This window comes from Amycolatopsis acididurans (assembly GCF_012328925.1).
Taxonomy (GTDB): domain Bacteria; phylum Actinomycetota; class Actinomycetes; order Mycobacteriales; family Pseudonocardiaceae; genus Amycolatopsis_E; species Amycolatopsis_E acididurans.
In genome coordinates, this window is record NZ_JAAXLS010000076.1 from 1 (window position 1) to 22,770 (window position 22,770).

Consider the following 22,770-nt stretch of genomic DNA (forward strand, 5'->3'; position numbering starts at 1 on the left):
GAAACGCTGGACGATGCGGTGGAAACCCGCGCTGAACGCGTTCGAGATCGCCTTCGACGGCCGTCTGGCCGCCGGACGCAAGTAGTTCCCCTTCAACCCGAGTTACACCGCTCGTTTGACAGACCCGGCAGACGATGCTCAAGGACGCCAGCGACCAAAAGTACTGGCTCGCGGCCGGCGTCACGACGGGCGTCGTTGGTGCCGCTATCAATAAAGCCAATAAGTGGGCTGAGATCGCGCAAACGAGAACCGAGCAGGCGCAGATTTGGCGCAACGTCGCCGATCGTTTGAAAGATCCCTATGACATCTCGCGTACCGCCGCTCAAGCCGGAGCTTACGAACAGGATGCCGCGAAGTTTGAGAACTTGCTCAAGAGTGACAGCACTTTGACGGCAGGGTTGCGCGGCACGAAGATTGGCGATTTGCTCAAGGCCAGCGTTGATGACATCCCGGGCGTAGCAGGAAAACTCGGATCGGTCGCGGAGAAGATACCGGTCGTGGGCGGCCTGCTTGCCATTGGGCAAACCGGGTACGACATTGTAGACGATAAGGATAAGAGTGCAGGGGCGATCGCGAAGCATGTCGGTGCGGACATGGGTGGTTTCGTGGCTGGAACCGCCGCCACGGAAGGGGCACTGGCTCTGGCCGGGACGGTTGGCCTGGCGGGCGGCCCGGTGACGCTGGCCGCGGTGGGTATCGGCGTCGGCGTCGCATACGGTGTTGGTGAGGTGGTGAACCACTGGCCGGAGATCTCGCATTGGGCGGGCGGCGTCGCCACCGATGTCGGTCATGGCGTGGAGAATGCCGGTAAGGCCGTTGGCCACTTCTTCTCGAGTATCTTCTGAAACCGTGACAACTCCGCAGAGTCCATTGCCGCCCCGGCCGGATGCCGGTACCGGCTCCCCTCGGCCACCCCGCGCCCCCCGAAATTTCGCCGGCAATGAGGCAACCCCGACCGATCGGCAGCCCCGAAACCATCCACCCTCGCCGGAGGATCGCGGTCCCATCTTGGAATGGCGACAAGAGACGCCGCGGAGCGCTTTATGGATAGGTGCTATAACTGCGCTGATTATTCTTGGCTTACCCACGGTCAACAGTTGGAGCTTCACCTGGGTTCTGCGGCCCGGATTATCCTTCTTCTGGGTCTTGAGTCTGGTGGGCGGGTGGCTCATATACAAGATCTTCAGTAACGTCTGGCTCGCCGCGGGTGCTACGTGGTTGCAGAACGGTCGTTATTGGGTCGACGTATACCAATTGACCCAAGTTGAAGTGAAATCCGCGGGTGTGAACCAAATGTTGCGTCTCCGGGATTCGGTTGGACGAGAAATCGGTTCGTTGAAGCTCTCTGATGCTCAACGCAATCAAGCCCTGTGGGACCTGGCCTACAACGGCATACGCCATTCCGTGGCCACCGGCACTGCCAGTCCTTCTCAGGGAACTCGTCGCATACTCCAACTCCCTGTCGATCACGGGGCATGACCTCCCAAGACACGCGGCGAGCACGCCCGGCGAACCGTCGGCGACGAAGGACCGGCTTCGGCGTCGGACCGGTGTCGGTCGGCATGACTGGTCGGTTCCAGGTCCCCGACGTCTCGGGGTTGGCCCGGAGGTTGCCGGCTGCCGCTGCGACGGACAGACCCCGAGCGAGGGCGGTCCAGCGCGACCGCATCGGCCTCGGAGTAGCAGAGACGGCCTCGCAGTTGGGGTGCGCCGGCACAGTGGAGCGGACCAACGGCGATCGGTGCCTCGGCCGCCACGACTGCCCGAGTCAGCGGTAGCCCGACCGGCGTCCTGCAACACGCACTGCGCCGACCGAGTGGCCTTACACTGGGCCTCGCCCCGACGCGGAGGAAGACCGGACCGAAAGGCGGCAAGCTCAACGGCGAGTCAGCTTGCGTTGCGTTGCTGGGCGACGATGTAGACAATCTCGCACAGACCGGCACAACCACGCATATCGGGGATTCGAACCCCCACGTCGCTGACCTGCGGTTTTCCGGCTAGACGACATCCGGCGGATACCCGATCTCCCTACGAAAGAACCGCAGGTCAAACGGTCGACGATTGTGTCCGAGGGGGGACATGATCACACACCCCAAGCATTCCTGCTTCGCAGGAGTGCTCATGCGACACATGATACGTCGCTGTGGATCACGCGGCAATTCGGGGTGATCCGGTGTTTCCCGAATTCGCTGGCAAAAGCGGGAGAACAATGCCATCTGGTTTGTAAGGCGCTCTGGTTTGCTGCTTCAGCAGCCCTGTCCGGCCGGTGAGTCAGCTCCTTGCGTCCACCCGTGCTTGACCATCTCCGAGGCCAGCCGCGCCTGCGCGCTGGCCTCCGGCGCGCCGGGCTCGGGCGTGTCGTGCTCGGTCGGGTCTGTCTGTAACCCGGTCGTGCGAGGGTGGGCGAGAGTAGTCGACGCCATCCGCCCCCGGTGGTGCGCTTCACTGCGGCCTGGTGGTGGCGTCACGCAGCAACGCGATGCCCTTCGAGCATGGCCATCATGACTTGGTTAGCTTCCCAACCGTCTGGGAACTTCGCCGGAACGGACAGGTGCACGGCCTCTGTCGATGGTTGGCTGTCGAGGAGGTCAGTGATTCCCTCCCGGGCCACGACGATGCACGCCTGTCGGTGACGGGAGGTGAGTACACACAGCCGCCCGGTCTCCAGGTGAAACGTGGTGGCGTCTCGACGCCCGGACAACGGGTGCACCACGATCACGACCTCGAACTCGCGGCCCTGCAGGCGGTTGGCCGTGTCGACCGCGACGTGTGCCGCGTACAGGCGGCCCGTGCGGGCGAGCGCGGCTCGGACCAGGTCGGCTTGGTCGCGGTGGGCGACGCCGATCGCGATGTCACCCGCGTCCAGAACCCGGCCACCGCGGTGGCGTTCGCAGGTCGCGACCGCGCCGCGGTCCAGTAGCCGGACGGCGAGGTCCGCGGCGGCCTGGATCGTCTCGCCGTCGGTGCGCGGGACGTGGCGGCGGGGCAGCTCGTGCAATGCCCAGCCGGTGGCGAACGCCATCGCGAGGGTTTCGTCCAAGGCGGTGCTGCCGAATCCCGCGGCGCGGAACTCCAGCGCGCGAACCCCTTCTCCGGTTCCCGCGGTGAAGTCGGCGAACGGGTAGAAGGCCCGCGAGACGGTCGGGGCGGCGGTGGCCGGAAGGCGCCAGGACACCGGCAGCCGGTGCACGGGGGTGCCGGGGTTGTGGTCCAGCATCACGGTAACTCCGTTGCGCGTCGGGTCGTGGGGTAACCCGATCCACCGTTCGGTGCCCACGACGGTGAAGGGGTCCAGCTGGCCGGGGTCTCCGACGAACAGGCCGCGGTCGAACTGCTCGACGATCTGGAGCAGCATGTCCGAGCGCATCTGGTAGGACTCGTCCAGGATCGCCCACCCGAAGGTCGTGTCGCGGACCGTGGCCCACTTGGCGGAGGTGCCGACGACGATCCGGCAGCCGGCCAGGTCGGCCACGCGGGTGGCGACGACGGTGTTCGCGAGGGCCTCGACGGACGGCGGCGCGGTGTAGCCGGTCGCGCTCAGCCGGCCGATGGTCATGTCCGGGTGTGTCTCGGCCAGGCGGACGGTCAAGTCGTCGACCTGGTTGTTGGTCTGGGCGACGATGATCGGCCGCTCGCCACCCGCGACGAGGTCGCCGGCGGCGCGGACCACCAGCGTGCTCTTGCCGGCGCCTGGTGGCGAGTCGACGACCACCGCCCGGTGGCCGGTCTCCGCGAGGTCAGCCAGGATCGCGGTGGTCGCCGCGGCGGCGGCCGCGGCCGGGTCGAAGCTGGCGTGGTCGTCAGGTGTCATCGCCCCACTCCTCGGTGGCGGCCTGGGCGGCCTCGACGGGGTCCACGGATTCGGAGTCCTCTGGGTCACCGGCGTGCGTCCACGGCACGTGGCCCGCTTCCGGGAATACCGGGGTCGGGCGCCAGCCGGGGTCGGGCAGGTAATCGACGCGCTGCCCCACCGCCGGTACGGTTCCCGGCGTCGGGACGCGGCCGCGGCCCATGCCGCCGGTGACCTCGACCGTGATCAAGCTGGCTTCGCCGTCGCGGGCGGTGGAGAAGATCTCGGCTTTGTGCCCGGGCGGCATCGTCGGGCTGATCAGCGTGGTGTCGTCGGCCAGCCGGACGGGATCCAGGGTGCGGACCGTGACGCGCGGCCTGAGCAGCCGCCGGTTCGCCTGGCTGGTGACGACCCGGTCAGGCTCGGCTGCTACGACCGTTCCGGCGAACGCCTCGCCGAGGCTGCGCCGGTCGGCGCGCACGTACGGGTCGTCGAAGGCCATGTCGGCTTCGAAGTCGGCCAAAGCGCGCTCGAGCTTGCTCAGCCGTCGGGCGGCCCGGATCGCGCCGTCTCGCTTGGGCTGTGGCCGGGCATCGCCGGAGTCCTGGTAGTCGGAGTAGTCCGTGAAGGAGTCGCAGTCGCGCTCGAAGCGCGTGGCCGCCCGCGGTGCCTCGGGGACGCCGCGCAGCAGCGAGACGGCGGTCCACATGAGTCGCCAGGTCGGGTTGAGCTGTTCGCCGAGCAGACCCCGCAGGTCGGTCTGGGCTTCGGCCAGCGCCTGCTCGTTGCCGGCCGCGCGCGCGGTGTCGAACCGCCGCATCGCGGGGGCGAGGTAGGTGTTGTCGAACTCCGTCGACGTCGCGGGCCCCGCGGGCGGGCACAACGCGGGGTTCTCGGCGTCGGACATGGCCTCCTGGACGGTCAGCCCTGCGGGAGGAGCGATCCAGGCCATGAGCGATGCCAGGTTCTGGTCTTCGAGGGCGCTCTGGCCGGTGGCCCAGTGCTCGGCGAGCAGGTCGGTGATCGGCAGCAGCATCGAGGTGCCCGCCTGCTCGGCCGTTTCGACCAGGAACGTCAGCCACTTCCCGACTTCGGGGACGACCGCGGGTACCGGGTACGGGCCGGTCGTGCGGCGGAACCGGCACATCCGACCCAGGTCGCCAAGCGCCTTGATCCCACCGGGGTTGGGAACCAGGACCTGCGGAGCCGACGTGTAGCGGGACCGCCGTTCCTTGCCACGGGTCGGGATGTCTCGGCGGTCCTGGCGAACGGAGTCAATGTAGTCCATCACGATCCGGCCGAACTCGGCGGCGAACGCGAACCGCTGGTCCCGGTTGCGCGGCTGACCGACGACCAGGAGGGTCGACGACCGGCTGCTTTCGCCGACCAGCACCGCCAGTGGTGTGCCCGCTTCCCCGGCCATGGTCAGCGGTATCACCACCAGCGGCCGGTCGGACAGGTGCCGGTGCCGAAACCGGGTCTGCGGCTCCGCGGTCATCGCCGCCATGGCCTCCAAGTGGGCCAGCGCCGATACCCGGCTCATGAGCCCGGTCCCGCTGTGCCGGGGGAGTCGAGCAGCTCGGCCCGCAGCCGGGCGGCGTGCCGCAACGCGATGGCCATCTCGACCTGGTCGTCGTTCGGTGTCAGCGTCCCGCCGGCCAGGCCGAGGGCCATGGTCGCAGTGTCGATGCCCCCGAGGTGCTCGCGCACGGCGGGCCCGAGCACGTCCAGCGAACCCTCGGCCCGGGCCCGGGAGCGGCAGTAGAACGCCATCTCACAATGGTTGAGGCAGTCCGGGAAGTAGGTGGCGGGCACCTGGTCCAGCGCCTCGGCCAGCTCCTGGGCCGGACGCCGCGGGCGACCGGTGTCGTCGGCTGCGAGGTCGAATGTCAGCCCTTCGGGCAAGAGGCCGACCAGGTCGCCGATGCGCTCGATCCGGTCCAGCTGCCGGGTCAGGGTGGCGACCTGCTTGCGGGCGTCGACGAACGCCCCGGTCGGGCGGTTGGTGAAGTCCTTCGGCGCGACCAGCACGATCGTGTCGGAAACGGCCTCGGGTCCGATGCCGCCCGTGGCGAGCATGGCCCGCAACGCGATGATGTAGGCACACGCCTGGGTCGTCGCCGACCGCACCTGCGCCGGTGCGGCCTGGCCGTCGACGATCGGGAAGCTCTTGATCTCCACGATGTGGAAGCGGTCGCCGATGCGGAAGGCGACGAGGTCCGGCTCGAGGAACACCGGATGCCCGCCGACGACCAGCCGCAGCAGCGGGTGGTCGTAGAGCGTGTCGCTGCCCTGGCCCCGGGCGGCGGCCGTCAGCAGCTGCGCGGTGCGGGCGTGGCGGGTTTGGTTGCTGCCGTCACCGCCGACGTCGTTGAGGTCCTGGTACCCCACCTCCGGCAGGGTGAGCTGGAGGGTCTCGCGCAGGACCCGCAGCAGCTCCGCGCAGCCGTTGGCCTTCACCATCGACTCGAAGACGTTGCCGCGCGCGATGGCGAAGGTGGACTGGCCGAACGGTGTCGGGTAGCCGGCGTGCGCGGCGATCTTGGCCTTGTCGGAGCCGGAAGCGTCCAGCACGGCACGCAGCATGCAACGGGGGTTGTTCTCCAGCGCGGCCAGCGTTCGCGCGTTGTGGCGCACGCGGGGTGCCGGGCCGCGCAGCGCGTCGAGGCGCTGGTTGGGAGTTGCGGTCACGATGTTAGTTCCTTGCGGTGGTGCGACTAGGTGCGGTGGGGCATGGCGTCAAGCTTCGGCTTGCCGGTGTCCGACGTCCCGCAGCGACGCGCCGAATAGCTGCTGAGCGTCGCTGAGCTGCTTGCGTGCCCGGTGGGCGGACTCGGCTCGGGTGGCGTGGTCGGTGTCGGCGTGCACGTCCAGTTCGGCGCGGGCCGCGTCGATCACCTGGTTGGGGTCAGGTGTGCCGGCATCGGTGGCCGGCTTCGTGCTCATGGCACCGGGGATGTTCACGGCGAAGCGCCAGAGCAGGCGCCACGCCGTCGGACTCGGCTCGGTGTCCGGTGAATCGGCCGAGGCGCGGATCGCCTCGGCGATGCGGATCGCGCCGGTGAGGAAGTCCGCGCGGGGAGACAGTGGGCCGATGATCCGCTGCTCCAGCCGCCAGGTGCTGATCGTGACGAGCGCCCGTGCCGGTGACAACAGGTCGTGGGTCAAGGCGGGGCACAGGTAGTACGGCCGGGAGCCGGGCGCGGCGCGAAAGGAGCGTTCCTCGTCCCGGCGCAGGCTCGACAGCTTCGACGCGGACAGATCGCCGGGGAAAAAAGCCTCGTGGACGCTCACGATGAGCTTGGGTGCGGCGGGGGTCCGCAGCAGCATCAGCGCCCGGTGGGCGTGCTCTCGCGCCGGAAGCATCGCTCCCCGGCCGACCGGCGCGCTCGGCTGCGCGTCCATCCGCTCGGCAGTCGTGGGAGCGACGGACGCGTCGTCGGTGTCGACGAGGGCGCTCCAGGCCCGTTCAGCGCGGCGGAGCTGCGCGCGCAGCTCGCCGAGCCGAACGGAGTCGCCTGCGGCGGCCGCATCGCGGATCGCGCGGCGCAGCGTGGCGATGTTCTCCTCCAGCGCATCCAGCGGGTCGCTCATGATCGAAGCGTACCAGACTTCCAGAGTTCGTCCAGACTTTTCCTGAGAAGTCGTGTACGGTGGCCGTTGCCACACCCACAGACGCGGCTTCGGCCGACGCCGTTACTCTTCCAGGGAGGCATCCCCATGACGGGACGCGTGCTCCACACCTCCGACTGGCACCTCGGCCGGCAGATCGGCCGCCACCGGCGCGACGCCGAGTTCGACGCGGTCCTGGCCGAGATCGTCGAGATCGCCGCGGACTTCGGTCCCGATCTGATCGTGCACAGCGGCGACCTCTTCGACGGGCGCCCGGGCTTCGACGATGTCCACCGTGCCGCTCACGCACTGCGGCGGCTCGGCGACACCGCTCCGGTGGTCGTCGTCGCGGGCAACCACGACACCCCCAACGTCCTCCGGTTCCTGGACTACGTCCTCACCGACATGGGCAATCGGGCGGGCGACGAGGTCCGGGTGCGCTTCGCCACCGAAGCCCGTCCCGACGGACTCTTGATCGCCGAGTACCCGGCCGCGCGCGGGGACCTGACCTTGCGCATCGGCGCGCTGCCGTACCTGCACCCCAACCGGTTCGCCTACGACTTCGCCGAGCCCGGGGCGGCCACCGCGACCTACGCCGAGCGCGTTCGCGCCGTCCAGGCCGACGTATACCGCCGCCTGGCCGCCGACCGCGGTCCGGCGGACCTCCTGCTCTTCGCCGCGCACCTCTTCGTCGAGGGGGCCACGCCCTCCTACTCCGAGCGGCCGGTCTCGATCGACGCCGACTACGCCGTCGCCGCCGACGACCTGCCCGGCGTCGACTACGGAGCGCTCGGGCACATCCACAAGCCCCAGAGCGTCGACCGGGCCGGATTCCCCGCCCGCTACGCCGGCAGCCCGCTGCAGCTGGACTTCGGCGAGACCCGCGACACCAAGAGCGTCGTCCTGGCCGAGATCGCCCCAGGCAGGGCACCCCTGATCGAACTCGCTCCGCTGAAGTCCGGCCGCCGGCTGGTGCACCTGACCGGGAGGCTCGAGGAGATCGCGCAGGGCGCCGAGCGCGTCGGCGACGCCTGGGTGAAAGCGGTGGTAGACGTCGACGCGCCTGCCGCGTTCCTCGCAGAGGCCCTCGCCAAGCTGCTGCCGCAGGCGACGATCGTCGGCATCGAGGAACGCATCCCGGGTGCCGCCGGCCAGGTGCTGGACCGTACGGCCGCCACTGCGGAGCTGCCTGGCGTGGAGGACTTGCTGCGCGAGTACCTGCCCGGTCGCGGAACTACCGGGCGCGCTTTGGGCCACGTCATGGCCACGTTCTCGGACCTGCAGGCCGAGCCGGATCCCGCCGAGCCGGCCCCCTGCTGCGAGGAGACGCTGCTGACCGCCGCCATCGCCGGGGAGAGCCTCGACGGTGTCGACCGCGCCGGCCTGCTGATCGGTGCCGACGCCACCGGAACGGAGGAACGGCGATGAGACCCGTGGAACTGTCCTTGACCGGCTTCCGCAGCTACCCGAGCCAGGTCACGGTCGACTTCACCGGCAAGAGCCTGGCCGCGGCGCTCGGCGACACGGGCGCCGGCAAGAGCAGCCTGCTCGACGCCATCACCTACGCCCTGTTCCGCAAGAGCTCCTGGGACGCACGGGAAGTCCGGTTACTGATCGCCGATGGCGCTGAGGCCATGAGCGTCGAGTTCACCTTCCTGCACCACGGGCACCGCTGGAAGGTGCAGCGCACCATGCACGCCAAAAATCCCAACGCCGGACGACACCACCTGATCAACCTCGACACCGGCCACGAAGAAGACGGCGCGAGCGCCGTCGACGTCCGGATCAAGACCGTGCTGGGGATGGGCTACGACACCTTCTTGCGGGTCGGCCTGCTGCCCCAGGGCAAGTTCGACCAGCTCCTCACTGCCCCTCCGAAAGACCGGAACGAACGACTGCGCGAGCTGTTCGGGACCGACGCTCTTGAGTCCGTCCGGACGGGCGCCATCCGCCACCGGGAGAGCCTCACGGACCTGCTCGCGGAAGCGAGGATCAAACGACAGGCCATGCCCGACGACCCGGCGCAGACCGCCGAGGCAGCCGGTGCGGCGGCCGGCGCCGCAGAAGCCGCCGCCGAACGGTTGGGCTCCGCCATCGATACCGTCTCGTCGCTGCAGAAGGAGGCAATCGCCGCTGCCAAGGCGGCGGACGAGGCCGACGGTGCCGCCGGGTCCCTGGGAGGGAAGGCTGTGGGGGACGCCGCGTCCATCCTGGACGCCCTCGAGCCTGTCGCCGCCGACTTCTCCGCCCGACGGGAATCCCTGAACTCCCGTGCCGCTGCGGCCGACGAGCGTGACGGCGCCCTGACTACGAAGATCGAAGACATCGAGGCTCAAGGTGAAGGGCCGGACGAACTCGCCAAGGCCGCCGCGGTCGTGGCGAAGCTCGCGACGCAAGCCGAGGACCAACGGGGCGAGCGCGACCGGCTCGCCATGCTGAACACGGAGCTCGCGGCCGAAGCCGACGCCATCGCGACAGCCGGGACGGCGCTGACCCGGCGAGCCGAGCTGGCCAAGCCCCTCACCGACCTCGCCGATGCCGCAGCCGCCGTGAACAAGCGGCTTCACACGCTCGGCCTCTCCGTTCGCGCGCACGTGACCGAAGCGACCGCGGCGGCGCAGCAAGTCGCTGTCGCCGCCCAGGCTCATAGCGCCGCTGTCAAGGCTGTCGATGCCGCACAGCAGGCCGTCACGCCTTCTGAGGAAAAGGCCTTGGCCGCCGAAAACCGGCTCACGGAGACGGAGGAAAAACACGACGCCCTCCGGTTGCGCCACCAGGCGGCGGCCCTCGCCTCCGAGGTGCACCCAGGCGACAACTGCCCGGTGTGCCGGCGACGACTGCCCAGTGACTTCGAAGTGGACGCCGGGGCGAGCGCGGCCGAACTCGCCAGGGCGAGAGCATTGGTGCGCGAAGCGAAGGCCGACGGGCAGAAAGCGGCCCGCGAACTTGCCGAGGCAGGCGCCGCGGTGAAGACGGCGATATCCACCGCGTCCGGACGCGCGAAGGACCATCGGCTGGTCGAGCAGAACGCGCAGCGAGCAACCGAGACGGCGCTGCAGCTCCTCGCGGAATTCGCTTCGGTCGCAGTGGAAGCAGAGGAAACCTTCGACGCCGAAACCGCCTCGGCGACGCTGACCGCGGCCACCATCGCCCTGGCCACCCGCTCGGGCGACAGCAGCCCGGACCCCGCACAGCTCACCGAGAGCATCGTCGCCGCCCTCGCCACGGGCGAAGACGCGGTCGCCGCTCGCGCGGAAGGGCTGCGCGCCGACGAAATCCGGGAAACCGCCGCGATCGAGGCCGACATCAAGGCGCTGAGCGGACGCAGGGCCGCGCACCAGAAGGCGGTCAAGGCGGCCGGGCTGGCGTCGGCACGGCACACGCGCGCCGTGGGGGCCGCCGCCGCGGAGCTCGGCGCCCTGCCACGCCGGATCGGCGCGCTCCTGCCGGACGATGCGATCGACGTCAGCGCCGTCGCCGCGGCCGTCGCGGCCGAGACGATCGCCGCTCGGCTGGAGGAGGTCAAGGAGCTGGTCGCCGCGCGAGATGCGGTGCGCAGTGAGAAGAACACCGTCCTCACCCTGCAGCTCGTCCTCGACCAGGAGCATCGCACGGCAGTGGATGAGCCGCTGAACAGGCTCCGCAGTCGCTTGGACGGGTGGGCGAACGCTGCCGTGCAAGCGGAGGCTCAGCTGCCCGGAACCAGCCGGAGCCGGGTGCCCCAAGCCGCCGCAGAATCCGGAATTGCCGAGATCCGGACGTTCGCCACCACCTTGGCGGCAGCCGCCGCCGAGCTGCACGGCGACCTGATCGAGACCAGCACCGCCCATTCGGCTCGCGCGGAAGCGGCGCGCACCCGTCTCGGCGAGCAGGCCGCGAAACTATCCGATGTGGACGGTTTCAACCCCGCCGCGGAACTGACGGATCCGGAGCTGCTGCATCCGGTCGTCGCTACCCGCGCGACGGCCCTGAAGGAGGCCAAAGCCCAGCGCGCCGCTGAGAAAACGGCGCAGCAGCAGATCAAGCCCGCCGCCGACCTGGACTTCGCCATCGAGGCCGGCCAGGCACGGCTGGCCGCGCTGGACGTGCTGCGCGGCGAACTCGTCGACGCCAAGTTCCTCGGTCACCTCACCGAGCTGAACACCCGGGCACTGCTGGGCATCGCCAGCGAACTGCTCGGACAGCTGACCGGTCTGCGGTTCGGCTTCGCGGAAACCTTCGAAATCGTCAGCCGCAATTCCGGCATCGCCCACACCCCGAGCCGGCTGTCCGGCGGCGAGAAGTTCTTGGCCTCTCTCGCGCTCGCGCTGGCGCTGGCCGAATTGCACTCCCGGAGCGGGCCCCGGCTCGGCTCGCTGTTCCTGGACGAAGGCTTCGCGGCCCTCGACACCACAGCGCTGCAGGGTGCCCTGGAAGTCCTGCGCACCCACGTCGGCGGCGACCGTCTCGTCATGGTGATCAGCCACCTGCACGCCGTCGCCGAAGCCGTGGACGACGTCCTGTGGGTCGAACGCGGCGCCACCGGGTCAAGGGCGCGGTGGCTGACGCCGGCCGAACGCGACGAGCTCGTGCAGGCGGATCTGGTCAGCGGGCTACAGGCGCTGGCGTAGTGACGGCGACCGGTCGCACGAAACAGCTGAGCGAACCAGATTTTGGGACGGGTTATCTCACGCCGCAACGTAAAGATGTTGAAACTGGCTTCTCGAGCCCTTCATCCTTACGCTTCGTAGTTGGTTGTAAGAGGGGAGATTAGAATGGAAGGAGTGCCCACCGCAGGCCCGGTCGATCGTCGCGCGGCTGACCTTCCGCCCGCGGATCCGACGTTCCCGGCGCGCGTGGCCGCGTTGCTCCGGTCGCGGCCGATCATTGAAGCCGTCGTAGCTGCCGGTCGGCAGGACTGGCCTGGCGACACGTACGACGTTGCGACCCTGGCGCTCGCGACGATCGACCTGGTGATCGCGCGGCAAGGGTTCGAGGAGGAGGCAACCTACGGGGACCTCGTCCGTGGGTTGACCACGCTGGCGGCACGGGCGGCTCCGGGCCGGTCCAGTGAGGAGCACGTCCGCGTCGCCGAGTTCACGGTGAACGCGCTGCTCAACAGGTCCGCGCGCGACGCGCCGTTCACCTACCGGATCAGCGACCACACTGGCGAGGGTGCCCACCGGCAGCGCCAGGTGCAGTTCCGGCTGCTCGTGGAGCGCGAAGAACCTGTCCGTGGCGACGTGGTGATCAACGCCAGCCGGGACGCGATCAACGCTCTTGTCGGCGGGCTCGAGTTCGACGTCGAAGACGAGCAGGTCGCCAATGAGATCATGCTCGAGCGGCAACTGGCCAAGGGCGCGTTCGACGCCGCCGAGAAGGCGGCTGTGCGGGCGCGGCTGTTGTCGGTTTCCCTTGCCGAGGACCTCGCCCGGCTGCTCAAGGACACCCGCCGCGATCTCCGGGCCGTGCTCGACGAGTGGGCCGAGCAGGTGCCTGAGCGGCTCGACCTGGCGCGGCAGCACATCGCGGGCCGGCTCGAATCCGAACACCGTTTGCTGGCGAAGGTCCGCGAGTCGCTTGAGGCTGAGGACCAGCAGGTGACGGCGGCCGCGGCGCGGATCGCGGGGCTGCTCACCGAGTGCGCGCGCCGGCACGAGTCGCTGCATGCCCAGGTGATCACCGCCCGCAGCGTGTTCCTCGACGAACAGGACCGGCAGGCTTTCCGGCCACCAGCGCTTGGCTACCTGCCCGACCTGAGCGGGGAGGTGCTGGAACCGCTCCTGAGGCTCCGCGCCACGACGGCGCTCGAAATCACCGACAGGTGGCTCTCCGATGTCACCGGCCCGCGACCGCCGAAGCTGCCGAGGCTGTACCGGTTGGTCGACGACCTGTGGTCGATCCGCGAACAGGCCGCACCCGATCCGGGCACCGACCTGGACGAGCTCGGTGACGCCGATCCGCCGACCATCGCCCCTGAGGTGGTCGCCGCCGCGACAGAGGTCGTCGAGCGGACCGGCCTTCCTGCCCGGCTCTCGGCCTTGCTGGCGGAGGCTCTCACCTCCCCGGATGGGACTGCGGACCAGCAGGCGACGGCCGAGATCCTCGCCCTGGCGGCGTTGTGGTGCTTCGCGCCCGAGCAGTCCGACTCCGAAGAACCCGCGTCAGCCGATCTCGCCACGCGCATCTTCGGTCCCCGGGCAGTCGCCGACACCGACGGGGTGCGCCTTGACCTGCACGGCTGGGACGGCGACGACCTCGTCGTCGTCGCGCACCCGGACGCGCTGCAGACTGCCGATCCCGTTCCGGTGACAAACCACGGTGGCCCGGCAAGGACCAGGCGATGACGCTCACTCAAGCTGACCACACCGACCTCGGCCTCTTGTTGGCTTTCGCGTTGCAGCCGAACCAGCGGCCCGGTCGCAGCCCCGAGTACCGCCGGGTACTCGGGCGGTACCGAACCGAGCCGGACTTCCGGCTCGCGACCGACGCGGTCCTCCACGGCTTGGACACCCGTGTGCTGTCCGACGGCGACTTCGGGTTGGTCCTGGGGGTCAACCCCGAATCGCCGTTCGCTTTCCGGGTCGCAGATTTGCCGAATGCCACCACCAGGGACGGGCGCCTGCTCGCTGGCTTGGTGCTGGTCGGCATCGCGGCCTACGCCTATCCGAGCCCGGCCGACCTCGACGAGGAACGTGTGCGGCGGGTACCCGAAACTGACTTCGAGCAGTGGCTGCGTGCCGCGTGTGACCGTCTCCGGGTCAGGGATGCCGCCGGAGAGCCAATCCCGGAGGAGGGCTTGGACGAGGCCTGGCGCGCGTACCACGAGAAGCCCGCCACCCGGGTCGGCGATCGCGGCCGGGGCGCTGGCCGGTTGTCGCCGAAGTGCACGTTGTACTGGGTGCGGAACACGCTCGCCTGGCTCGCCGAGCAGGGGATGGCGCGTCCGGAAAGTTCCGGAGGAACATGGCTGCTGACAGAACGCTTCCGCATTCAAGTGAAAGACATGGCGAGCGAACCGGCGTACACGGTGCTCGCCGCGGTTGGCCGCGGTGAACACCTGGGGCGGACGAACGTGACACCCGTTCCGCTCGACGAGGAGGCGGGCGCGTGACCTACCACCTCGCGGGCCTCCGGCTGTACTCGGTCGGTGAGCGGTCAGCCCGCTTCACCGACCTCGTCCTCGACTTCACCGCTCCGGACGGCAGCTCAGGATCGCCTGCGGACAGCGTCGTGTGGCTGCGCAACGGCGGTGGCAAGTCCTCCCTGTTGTCGTTGTTCTATGCGCTGGTCCTGCCGAACGCCAACGACTTCCTGGGCCGCGTCGCCAAGCGCAGCCTCACCGACTATGTGGACACAGGCGACACCGCGCACACGATCGCGGTCTGGCACCCGGCCGCGACGGACACCCTCGATGGCGCGCCGGAGCACGTGCTCGTCACCGGTGCCGTGTACGAGTGGGCGGACCTTCGCCGCCCCGCGGAGGCCGACCGGGCCCGGGACAAACTCCACTGCTCGTACTATGCGTTCTACGTGGTGCCCGGCGTGCTTGACGCCGACCGCGTGCCGTTGTCGGACGAGTCGGGTTCGCCGCTGCGGCTGAATTCCTTCGTCGCCGCGGTGCGCGAAGCGGCGGCCTCCCATCCGCAGGCAGCGGATTTGGTGGTCACAAGCAGGCAGCACGAGTGGACGACCGCGCTGACGAACCGCGGGCTCGACCCGGAGCTGTTCCGCACGCAGAAGCAGATGAACCACGTCGAGGGCGGTGTGGAGGACATGTTCAAGTTCGCCTCCGCCCGGGAGTTCATCGACTTGCTCATCGACCTCACGGTGGCGCCCGAGGACGCCGAGAACGTGGCCACACGGCTTTCGGCCATCGCCTCCTTGCTGCAGACCAAACCAGCGAAGACCGCGGAACGGGAGTTCTGCCTGGAGTCTGTCACGGGGCTGACCCGGCTCGAGGTGGTGCACAACGAAGTCATCGACGCGCAGGAGGCCCACGGTGACGCGCTTCGTGAAGCTGCTGGGCTCGCTGCCGCGTTCGCCGCGACGGAGGCGGAAGCGAACGCACAGATCGAGTCACTCGGCGAGCGCGCGGGGGAAGCCGAGCGGACCAGGAGTTCGGCTGATCAGCAGCAAGGCATTGCCTACGACCTCCTTTACCTGTACCAGTTGCGTGCTGCGCGCTTTCGGGTCGAGGCTGCCGAACGCGCGGAGAACACCGCGCACGAGACCGTCCACGACGCCGCGGAGACGGTCATCGCGTGGGAGGCGGCTGGCCACCTCGCGACCAAGAGCAAGCTGGAGGCCGATCTCGCGGCCAACGCTCGCGAGGCCGCCGCGGAGCGGACGCGCACCGCGCCACAGCGTCGTGAGCACGACGAACACGCCGCTCGGTTGCGGCTGCGTCTGCTTGCCATCGCCGCTGAGCATGGGGAGGCGGCCGAGCAGGCCGGCATAGACAAGGGCGAAGCGGAGCGAGCCGTGCAAGAGCATCGGGCCGAAGCGGAACGCTTTCGCGGGCTGGTCCGGGAGGCCGACAAAGCGGTGGCCGCAGCACAGGCGCAGCTGGATGGCCTCGATTCCGACATCGAGGCAGCCGTGCGCGCCGGGGCGTTGCCTTCGGCGGCGACCGATCCCCGCGAGCACGACAGCAACTTGGGGGACAAGCTTCGGGCTCTGGAAACGACATTGGGCGCAGTGCGTGCCAGGCGAGCGGCGAGGCCAGCCGCTCGCCGGAAACTGACCGCTCGTCAGGCGGAGGTCGCCACTGAGATCAACAAGCTCGACACCGAACGAGAGCGGGTCGCCGCCGAACACGCGTCACTGGAAGACCGGGCACGAGAACTCTCCGGCAATCAACGGGTCCTCGACCTGACCGAGGCTGGTGAAGACTCACCGGTCGATTTGTGGGGCGAGTCAGGCACATTGACGCGGCGCCTCACCGACGAAATCGTCGGCGTCGACGTGGCTCTGGTCCGGCACGAGGCGGAGCGCATGGAGGACCGCCGCGCCGCCGAAACCCAGTCGCGCACCGGCCTCTTGCCCACGACCCTGGACGCGGACCGCGTGCAATCGATCCTGCTGGACCACGGCATCTCATCGGAAACCGGGTGGACGCACCTACTGTCCGTGCTGCCCGATTCCCGGCTCCAGGAGCTGCTGGAAGATCCGGGCCTGGTGCGGGTCGGGATGGGCGTCGTCGTCGCGACCGGCGACGCGGAAGAAGCCGCACTCACCCTGATGGACGCCGACGCTTCCACGACCGCGCTCGTCGGCCTCTACACGGCCGGCGACGCGTCTGTGCTGGCTCGCGCGGACGCCACGGACGAGCACCGCCCAACGGTCACCCCGGTGTGGACGGGGCTGCACCGGGGCCTCGTCGACACCGCCGTCGCCGACGCGGCGATCCGCCGCATCCAGTTGCGCATTGCCGACCACGACCGCGAACGATCGGCCCTGATCGACGACCGCGACCGGGACCGACGGCTACTCGAGGACCTCACGCGTTTCTTGGCGGACTGCCCGGCCGGTCACCTTGCCGGGCTCGAGCGGCGTCTCGGCGACCTCGACGGCACGCTCGCCGGGCTGGCGAAAGCCGCCGAGACCGTCCGGCAGGACCTTGATGACCTCGACGAAGCCGAAACTTTGGATGCTCAGCAGGAGCGGGACACCAGCACCGGGATCTCGGACGTCGGGCGAATGCGCGCGCTACTGGCCACATTAATTCCCAAGGCCGACGGTGCTGAAGGCTGGCGACAGGCACGGAAAAAGGCCACCGCGGAGTCCGGTCTGGCGGCGGGCAGCGTCCTCCACCACGAGGCCGAGCGTGATCGTTCGAGCGAGGAGGTCTCGGCGTATGCCACAGCAGTGAACCGGGAGAACGCTGCAGCCGAAGAGCGCAGGAGCGAGGCCGGCAGGATCCGATTCCTGGACCCGATACCGGAAGGCGATGACAACGAAGCCGTTCTGCTGGAAACCTTGCGCGCCAACTACGACCAAGCGGATCGCGCTTGGGAGGCACAGGCAGCCCAGTCCGTGCTGGCCGAGCGGGAAAGGTCGTTGAACGCCCAGCTCGCCGACGAGAACGTGGCGCTCCGCGAAACCGACGAAACCGTGCTGCAGAGGGCTACCGCGCTGCTGCAGACCCGGCACGGCCAGACACCCGGTGACCGGACGGCGGCACTGGCCGCGGCTCGGCGGAAGGAGAGCGAGGCTCGGACCGCACTCGGCCGGGCGGAGGGCGAGACGACGAATCGCCGCACCGACCTCGCGACCATCAGTTCCCGCCGAGCGGAACCGCCCCGGCGGGCGTTGCCGGTGGAGCCCGTCGACGCCGAGCAGGCCGACGCGCTTGCCACCGAACAAGAGGGGTTCGGGCAGGCCGCGATCGAACGCCGTGGCGTGGCGGAGCGAAAAGTCGAAGAGTTGAAGGGGCAGCGAGCTCGGCTCGAAGGTCGCGCCGGCGCGTTCCGGCTCCTGGCCGACGGGCTGCCGGAGGCGGCCGTCGCCACGGCAGCTCCGTTCCCCGGCGACGAAGGCGCGGCCCGGACGCGGAAGCTCGAAATCGCCGGGCGGGTGGAGGCAGCGCACGAGCGGGTGACGACCAAGGTGGGAGCGCGCACCAGAGCGGTCGGGGAGCTCCGGGCCATTGGCAGCCGGTTCCAGACCGTGGCAACTCCGGCCAAGGACCGGCTCGTGCACGACCCGGAGGAAGTCGTTGCCGACCAGGCCGGGGCTTTGATCCGGCAGCTGAGGCTGCGCGCAGAGATGATCGAGGGTGAACTGGCTGACATCGCCAAGGACCAGGCGATCGTCGTCAACTCTCTGACGCACCTGGTGTTGGGCACCCTGGACACCCTGCGCAAGGCCGAGCGCTACTCGCGGGTTAACACCCAGCTCGGCGGCTGGTCTGGCAAGCAGGTGCTGCGGATCGGCTTTACCGCACCGGCGAGCGAAGCGGATCTACGCGCTTACGTCGACAGGGTGATCGAGCGCCGGATCGAAGCGCGGGTCAAGGTCGAGGGCCTGCCGTTGCTGAAGGACGCGGTGCACGAGGTGGCCGGGCCGGCCGGATTCCGGGTGAAGGTGCTGAAGCCGACGTTGGACGTGGTGTCCACCACCGAGGACATCACCCGGCTCGGCAAATGGTCCGGTGGCGAGAAACTCACCGTGTGCGTCGCTTTGTATTGCACTATCGCCGCGCTCCGCGCGGCAAATTCCGGACGTCGTGATCGCTCCGGCGGGGTCCTGCTGCTGGATAACCCGATCGGCAGGGCGTCGCACGGCAGCCTTGTGCGACTACAACGTGCGGTCGCGGCGGCGCACCGCGTACAGCTGGTGTACACCACCGGCGTGAAGGATCCCGACGCCGTCTCTCGCTTCCCCACAGTCATCAGGCTGGAAAACCGGCCGGGCCGGACACGGAACCGGCGGTACATAGTCGAAGAAGAGAACGGGCAAGCCGGGACCCGGACGGTCGGGGGCGTGCGGGTGGCTCATGCTGAGTCTTCCGAGGCAGTCGAATGAGCGGCGACCTGACCGAGGTGATCGCTGCCTGGATCGCCGGACAGCCGGCACAGCGTTTCGAGGTGGCCGATCTCCTACGATGTGCGACCACAAACGATCCATCGTTGGTCGGCGACCCCCTCGGACGCGACAAAATCGCCCGAGCCCTGCGAACTCTGGCCGACGACGGACGGGTCGTCCTGCCCAAGTCGCAGTCCGGATGGGACGACCGGACTCGCCCGCCACTGCCGCGGTGGATACGTAAACCCACCGCGCCACGTGAGGTGAAGGCGACCCCCACCGGGCGCGTATGGCCGGACGTACTGGCAGCGGCAGCAGCCATTGCCAGCCGTCCCGACGAACTCGACCTGCTGGAGCGGATCGCCTCCTGGCTGCGCGCGAACCCTGACCCCGAACGGGTTCCCCTCGAAGAACGCGCATTAGAGGTATTCGGCGACGAGAAGGCGTTGAACGTCCTGCTCACCAAACGTCTGTTCACTTCCCGCGCGCTCACCCTCGAAATACTGGTCTGCCACCAGCCGCCATTGCTCTTCCCGTCCCAATATGTCCACGGCATCGGGTATCCGAGGCTGCTGGTCGCTGAAAACAACGCGACGTTCCAGTCGCTACTCACCCTCGCGCGCAGCCTCGACCCGGCCAGCCGGCCTGCCATGCACCTCGGATGGGGGATCGGCAACCAGTTTCCGGTTGGTGTCGGCGCGGTCGAACTCCTGGAACCACCACCGCAGGCGTTGTTCTACTTCGGAGATCTCGATGTCGCTGGACTCCGCACCGCTGCTCAAGCCGCCGAAACCGCGACGGAGCTGGGACTTCCTCAGCTCCGTCCAGCGGCCACCCTGTACCGATGGCTACTCGACCACGGCACGCTCCGCCCGGACCGATCCAGCCGCGGGGCGGTGGATGTCGCCTCGTTGATCAGGTGGCTGCCGGAAGAGCTCCACGACGAGGTTTCGCGAGTGCTTCGCGGTCGCACGCGGATTGCGCAGGAAAGCCTCGGGCTCAAGGCGCTCCGTGCGGCGCCGGGCCTACTCAGCGCCGCCGTATGGCTTGCCCCCTCCGAGAAAGGGGACTGACGGATCGGCGTCCCGGCCATGGACCGGTCGCAAGTCCGGACGGACGCACGCAAGCGATCGCGTCCGCTCGACAACGTCATGAAGTGGCAGGCTCGACTTTGTTCAAAAGGCTAGTCATCAGACGCCGGTTTCCTTGGCAGTTACGCGAGAGACTTGCGACAGGGGAGAAGTTGTCGTTAACGTCGATGGCAATATCTAGAGTTTGCTTATGCGGAGCAATGATCGAGACCTGTGGATCGGCCGGTGAAGGGCGTACCTTCCCGGTGATCGAGTAACAGAGGTCTCGTACAAGCTGGCGTTGCAGCGCCGGCTGGGAAGGCACGCCCTTGCTCACCGTAGTCCCTGACCCCACCTCCGACGACGACCGGTCGGCCACGGGGGAGTCATCGTTGATCGACCAGATCGTCCGCGAAGGCGCCCGCCGGATGCTCGCCGAAGCCCTCCGCGCCGAGGTCGACGCCTACATCACCGCATTCGCCGACCAGCGCGACGAGCACGGCCACCGCCTGGTCGTGCGCAACGGCTACCACCAACCCCGCGAGGTGCTCACCAGCGCCGGGGCCGTCGAGGTCACCGCGCCACGGATCAACGACAAGCGGGTCGACCCGGACACCGGCGAGCGGAAGCGATTCGCCTCGGCGATCCTGCCGGCCTGGGCCCGCAAGACCCCGAAAATCACCGAGGTGCTGCCGCTGCTGTACCTGCACGGCCTGTCCTCGGGGGACTTCGTACCCGCGCTGGGCCAGTTCCTCGGCTCCGCGAAGGGCCTGTCCGCCGCGGTGATCACGAAGTTGACCGAGCAATGGAAGGCCGAACAACGCGCCTTCGCCGACCGGGATCTGTCCGGAGTGGACTACGTCTATCTCTGGGCGGACGGTATCCACGTCAATATCCGGCTGGAGGAACACAAACTTTGCCTGCTGGTCATGATCGGAGTTCGGGCCGACGGCCGCAAGGAGCTGGTCGCGCTGGCCGATGGCTACCGGGAATCGACCGAGTCGTGGGCGGATCTGCTGCGCGATTGCGCCCGGCGCGGGATGACCGCGCCGGTGCTGGCGGTCGGGGACGGAGCGCTGGGGTTCTGGGGTGCGTTACGCGAGGTCTTCCCTGCCACTCGGGAGCAGCGGTGCTGGTTCCATAAGATCGCCAACGTGCTGGCCGCGCTGCCGAAGACGGCGCATCCGGGGGCGAAGAAGGCGCTGGCGGAGATCTGGAACGCCGAGGACCGCCGGCACGGCCTCGACGCGGTGAAAGCCTTCGAGGCCGCCTACGCAGCCAAGTTCCCAAAGGCCGTCGCGAAGATCACCGACGACGTTGACGAGTTGTTGGCGTTCTACGCCTACCCGGCTGAGCATTGGATTCACATGCGTACGACCAACCCGATCGAGTCCACGTTCGCTACCGTCCGGCATCGAACGAAGGTCACCAAGGGGCCAGGCTCGCGGGCGGCCGGGCTGGCGATGGCGTTCAAACTGATCGAGTCGGCCCAGGCCCGTTGGCGCGCGGTCAACGCCCCGCACCTGGTCGCGCTCGTACGCGCAGGTGCCCGCTTCGAGCGCGGTGTCCTGGTCGAACGCGACGAGGACACCGCGGCATGACGACTGACCGGCAACGTCCCTTGCTGTTCCTCGATATCGACGGAACCCTGCTGCCCTTCGGTGACGGCACCAGCCACGAACCGCCCGGTGCCGGGGTGGATTCGTACCTGAACCGGCTCAACCCGCAAGTGGGGCTTCGGCTGGCCACGTTGCCGTGTGACTTGATCTGGGCCACGACTTGGGAACAGGAAGCGAACACCGAGATGGCACCCCGGCTGGGGCTACCGTCGTTGCCGGTCGTGCACTGGCCGGAACCCACCGCTGAGCGCGAGCGCGAAGACCAGTGGTTCGGTCTGCACTGGAAGACCCGGTCGCTGGCGGAGTGGGCAGACGGACGCCCCTTTATCTGGGTCGACGATGAGATCACCGATGCCGACCGCGAGTGGGTGTCCACGCACCATCGCGGCCGCGCTCTGCTCCATCATGTCCCGCCGTCCCGCGGTCTCACCGTCGAGGACATCGCGGTTCTCGACCACTGGCTACGGGCACCCTGAACGCCCGCGATCCACAGGTATTGACAATTACTCCTTATGCGGGGGGTCGCCATTCTTTGGACATCGCGTGTCCGGCTACTGCGCTTGAGTGGCGGTGAGATATCGATTGACCCTGGCACGGGCGCCAGCGGGTGGGGTTCCCCGGTGAGGGCTGCGAGGGCGGTTGCCAGGTCGTGGATGTCGGCGTGAAGGTAGGTGGGGGTGGCGGTGTCGGTGTGGTCGTGGTGTCCGGCGTAGGCGTGTGCGATCGCGTATCCGTAGTGGCGTTCGACCCAGGTGAGGGTGGTGTGGCGGAGCCAGTGGGTGGTGATGCCTTGTTTGGTTACCCAGGGCAGGTGTAGGCCGATGCGGTGCCAGAGGTGGTCGTAGCGGCGGGTGGTGATCGGGGAGCCGTCGCGGTAGCGCAGTAACGGTTCGGTGGGGTTGCCGGGGCCGCGGCGAGTGTGGTGGTCCAGTAGCGCGGTGATGAGTGTGGGGCTGGCTGGTTGCCAGCGGACGAGGTTGTTCTTTTCGTGCAGCCGTAGCAGGCACCATTCGGGGTCGATGTCGTCGGGAGTGAGGGTCAGGGCTGCAGCGCGGCGGCACGCTGTTTCGGTGTGCAGCCGCAGGATCAGCGTGTCGAGTGGGGTGTCGTTGCCGGTGGTGCCGGCGGCGGTGTTGATCGCGGCGAGTTCGGCCGGCTGTAGGGCGCGGCG

At 68.8% G+C, this 22,770-nt stretch carries 14 protein-coding genes; 9 read left to right on the plus strand and 5 right to left on the minus strand.

Annotated features, from left to right (window positions below; genetic code table 11):
* Positions 1-134: 134 nt before the first annotated feature.
* Positions 135-845 (plus strand): hypothetical protein, encoded by a 711-nt coding sequence (locus HFP15_RS40055; RefSeq protein WP_168523472.1) that lies wholly within the window; start codon positions 135-137, stop codon positions 843-845.
* A gap of 1,619 nt (positions 846-2,464) precedes the next feature.
* On the opposite strand, the gene HFP15_RS40060 is transcribed toward HFP15_RS40055, so the two are convergent.
* Genes HFP15_RS40060 through HFP15_RS40075 form a run of 4 tightly spaced genes read right to left on the minus strand, consistent with a single transcriptional unit; the run spans position 2,465 to position 7,384 of the window.
* The gene (locus HFP15_RS40060; RefSeq protein WP_168523474.1) at positions 2,465-3,811 is read right to left on the minus strand and encodes an AAA domain-containing protein; all 1,347 of its coding nucleotides are present in this window, start codon (positions 3,809-3,811) and stop codon (positions 2,465-2,467) included.
* Positions 3,801-5,333 carry a hypothetical protein gene (locus tag HFP15_RS40065; protein WP_168523476.1) on the minus strand — a complete coding sequence of 511 codons (1,533 nt, stop codon included), beginning with the start codon at positions 5,331-5,333 and terminating at the stop codon, positions 3,801-3,803. Before HFP15_RS40065 ends, HFP15_RS40060 begins: the two co-directional genes overlap by 11 nt.
* Complete coding sequence (locus HFP15_RS40070) at positions 5,330-6,481, minus strand: hypothetical protein (protein ID WP_168523478.1); 1,152 nt, start codon at positions 6,479-6,481, stop codon at positions 5,330-5,332. The genes HFP15_RS40065 and HFP15_RS40070 overlap by 4 nt, the downstream gene beginning before the upstream one ends.
* A 48-nt stretch (positions 6,482-6,529) precedes the next feature.
* Complete coding sequence (locus HFP15_RS40075; protein WP_168523480.1) at positions 6,530-7,384, minus strand: hypothetical protein; 855 nt, start codon at positions 7,382-7,384, stop codon at positions 6,530-6,532.
* 126 nt (positions 7,385-7,510) lie between these two features.
* On the opposite strand from HFP15_RS40075, the gene HFP15_RS40080 reads away from it, so the two are divergent.
* From HFP15_RS40080 to HFP15_RS40115, 8 genes are all read left to right on the plus strand, one after another.
* A complete protein-coding gene (locus HFP15_RS40080) occupies positions 7,511-8,830 on the plus strand; it encodes a metallophosphoesterase family protein (RefSeq protein WP_168523482.1) in 1,320 nt (439 codons plus the stop codon).
* Positions 8,827-12,012 carry an AAA family ATPase gene (locus tag HFP15_RS40085; RefSeq protein ID WP_168523483.1) on the plus strand — a complete coding sequence of 1,062 codons (3,186 nt, stop codon included), beginning with the start codon at positions 8,827-8,829 and terminating at the stop codon, positions 12,010-12,012. Before HFP15_RS40080 ends, HFP15_RS40085 begins: the two co-directional genes overlap by 4 nt.
* A 120-nt stretch (positions 12,013-12,132) precedes the next feature.
* Entirely contained in the window at positions 12,133-13,728 is a 1,596-nt protein-coding gene (locus HFP15_RS40090) for an amino acid adenylation domain-containing protein (RefSeq protein ID WP_168523485.1), read from the plus strand.
* Positions 13,725-14,495, plus strand: a complete 771-nt coding sequence (locus HFP15_RS40095) for a hypothetical protein (RefSeq protein ID WP_168523487.1) — start codon at positions 13,725-13,727, stop codon at positions 14,493-14,495. The genes HFP15_RS40090 and HFP15_RS40095 overlap by 4 nt, the downstream gene beginning before the upstream one ends.
* Positions 14,492-18,910: a coiled-coil domain-containing protein gene (locus HFP15_RS40100; protein WP_168523489.1), complete on the plus strand. Its 4,419-nt coding sequence runs from the start codon at positions 14,492-14,494 to the stop codon at positions 18,908-18,910. The genes HFP15_RS40095 and HFP15_RS40100 overlap by 4 nt, the downstream gene beginning before the upstream one ends.
* On the plus strand, positions 18,907-19,983 hold the full coding sequence (locus HFP15_RS40105; RefSeq protein WP_168523491.1) for a hypothetical protein: 1,077 nt from the start codon (positions 18,907-18,909) through the stop codon (positions 19,981-19,983). The genes HFP15_RS40100 and HFP15_RS40105 overlap by 4 nt, the downstream gene beginning before the upstream one ends.
* A 326-nt stretch (positions 19,984-20,309) precedes the next feature.
* Positions 20,310-21,581 carry an IS256 family transposase gene (locus HFP15_RS40110; RefSeq protein WP_168523493.1) on the plus strand — a complete coding sequence of 424 codons (1,272 nt, stop codon included), beginning with the start codon at positions 20,310-20,312 and terminating at the stop codon, positions 21,579-21,581.
* Positions 21,578-22,075, plus strand: a complete 498-nt coding sequence (locus tag HFP15_RS40115; RefSeq protein ID WP_168523495.1) for an HAD domain-containing protein — start codon at positions 21,578-21,580, stop codon at positions 22,073-22,075. The genes HFP15_RS40110 and HFP15_RS40115 overlap by 4 nt, the downstream gene beginning before the upstream one ends.
* Here HFP15_RS40115 and HFP15_RS40120 read toward each other — a convergent pair.
* The coding region (locus tag HFP15_RS40120) for a tyrosine-type recombinase/integrase (protein ID WP_168523497.1) at positions 22,003-22,770 on the minus strand (768 nt) is incomplete at its 5' end. The genes HFP15_RS40115 and HFP15_RS40120 overlap by 73 nt on opposite strands.

Coding starts and splice junctions, on each gene's coding strand:
- HFP15_RS40095 (WP_168523487.1), top strand. CDS start 13,725: ATGACGCTCACTCAAGCTGACCACACCGACCTCGGCCTCTTGTTGGCT.
- HFP15_RS40115 (WP_168523495.1), top strand. CDS start 21,578: ATGACGACTGACCGGCAACGTCCCTTGCTGTTCCTCGATATCGACGGA.
- HFP15_RS40085 (WP_168523483.1), top strand. CDS start 8,827: ATGAGACCCGTGGAACTGTCCTTGACCGGCTTCCGCAGCTACCCGAGC.
- HFP15_RS40075 (WP_168523480.1), bottom strand. CDS start 7,384: ATGAGCGACCCGCTGGATGCGCTGGAGGAGAACATCGCCACGCTGCGC.
- HFP15_RS40105 (WP_168523491.1), top strand. CDS start 18,907: ATGAGCGGCGACCTGACCGAGGTGATCGCTGCCTGGATCGCCGGACAG.
- HFP15_RS40055 (WP_168523472.1), top strand. CDS start 135: ATGCTCAAGGACGCCAGCGACCAAAAGTACTGGCTCGCGGCCGGCGTC.
- HFP15_RS40080 (WP_168523482.1), top strand. CDS start 7,511: ATGACGGGACGCGTGCTCCACACCTCCGACTGGCACCTCGGCCGGCAG.
- HFP15_RS40060 (WP_168523474.1), bottom strand. CDS start 3,811: ATGACACCTGACGACCACGCCAGCTTCGACCCGGCCGCGGCCGCCGCC.
- HFP15_RS40065 (WP_168523476.1), bottom strand. CDS start 5,333: ATGAGCCGGGTATCGGCGCTGGCCCACTTGGAGGCCATGGCGGCGATG.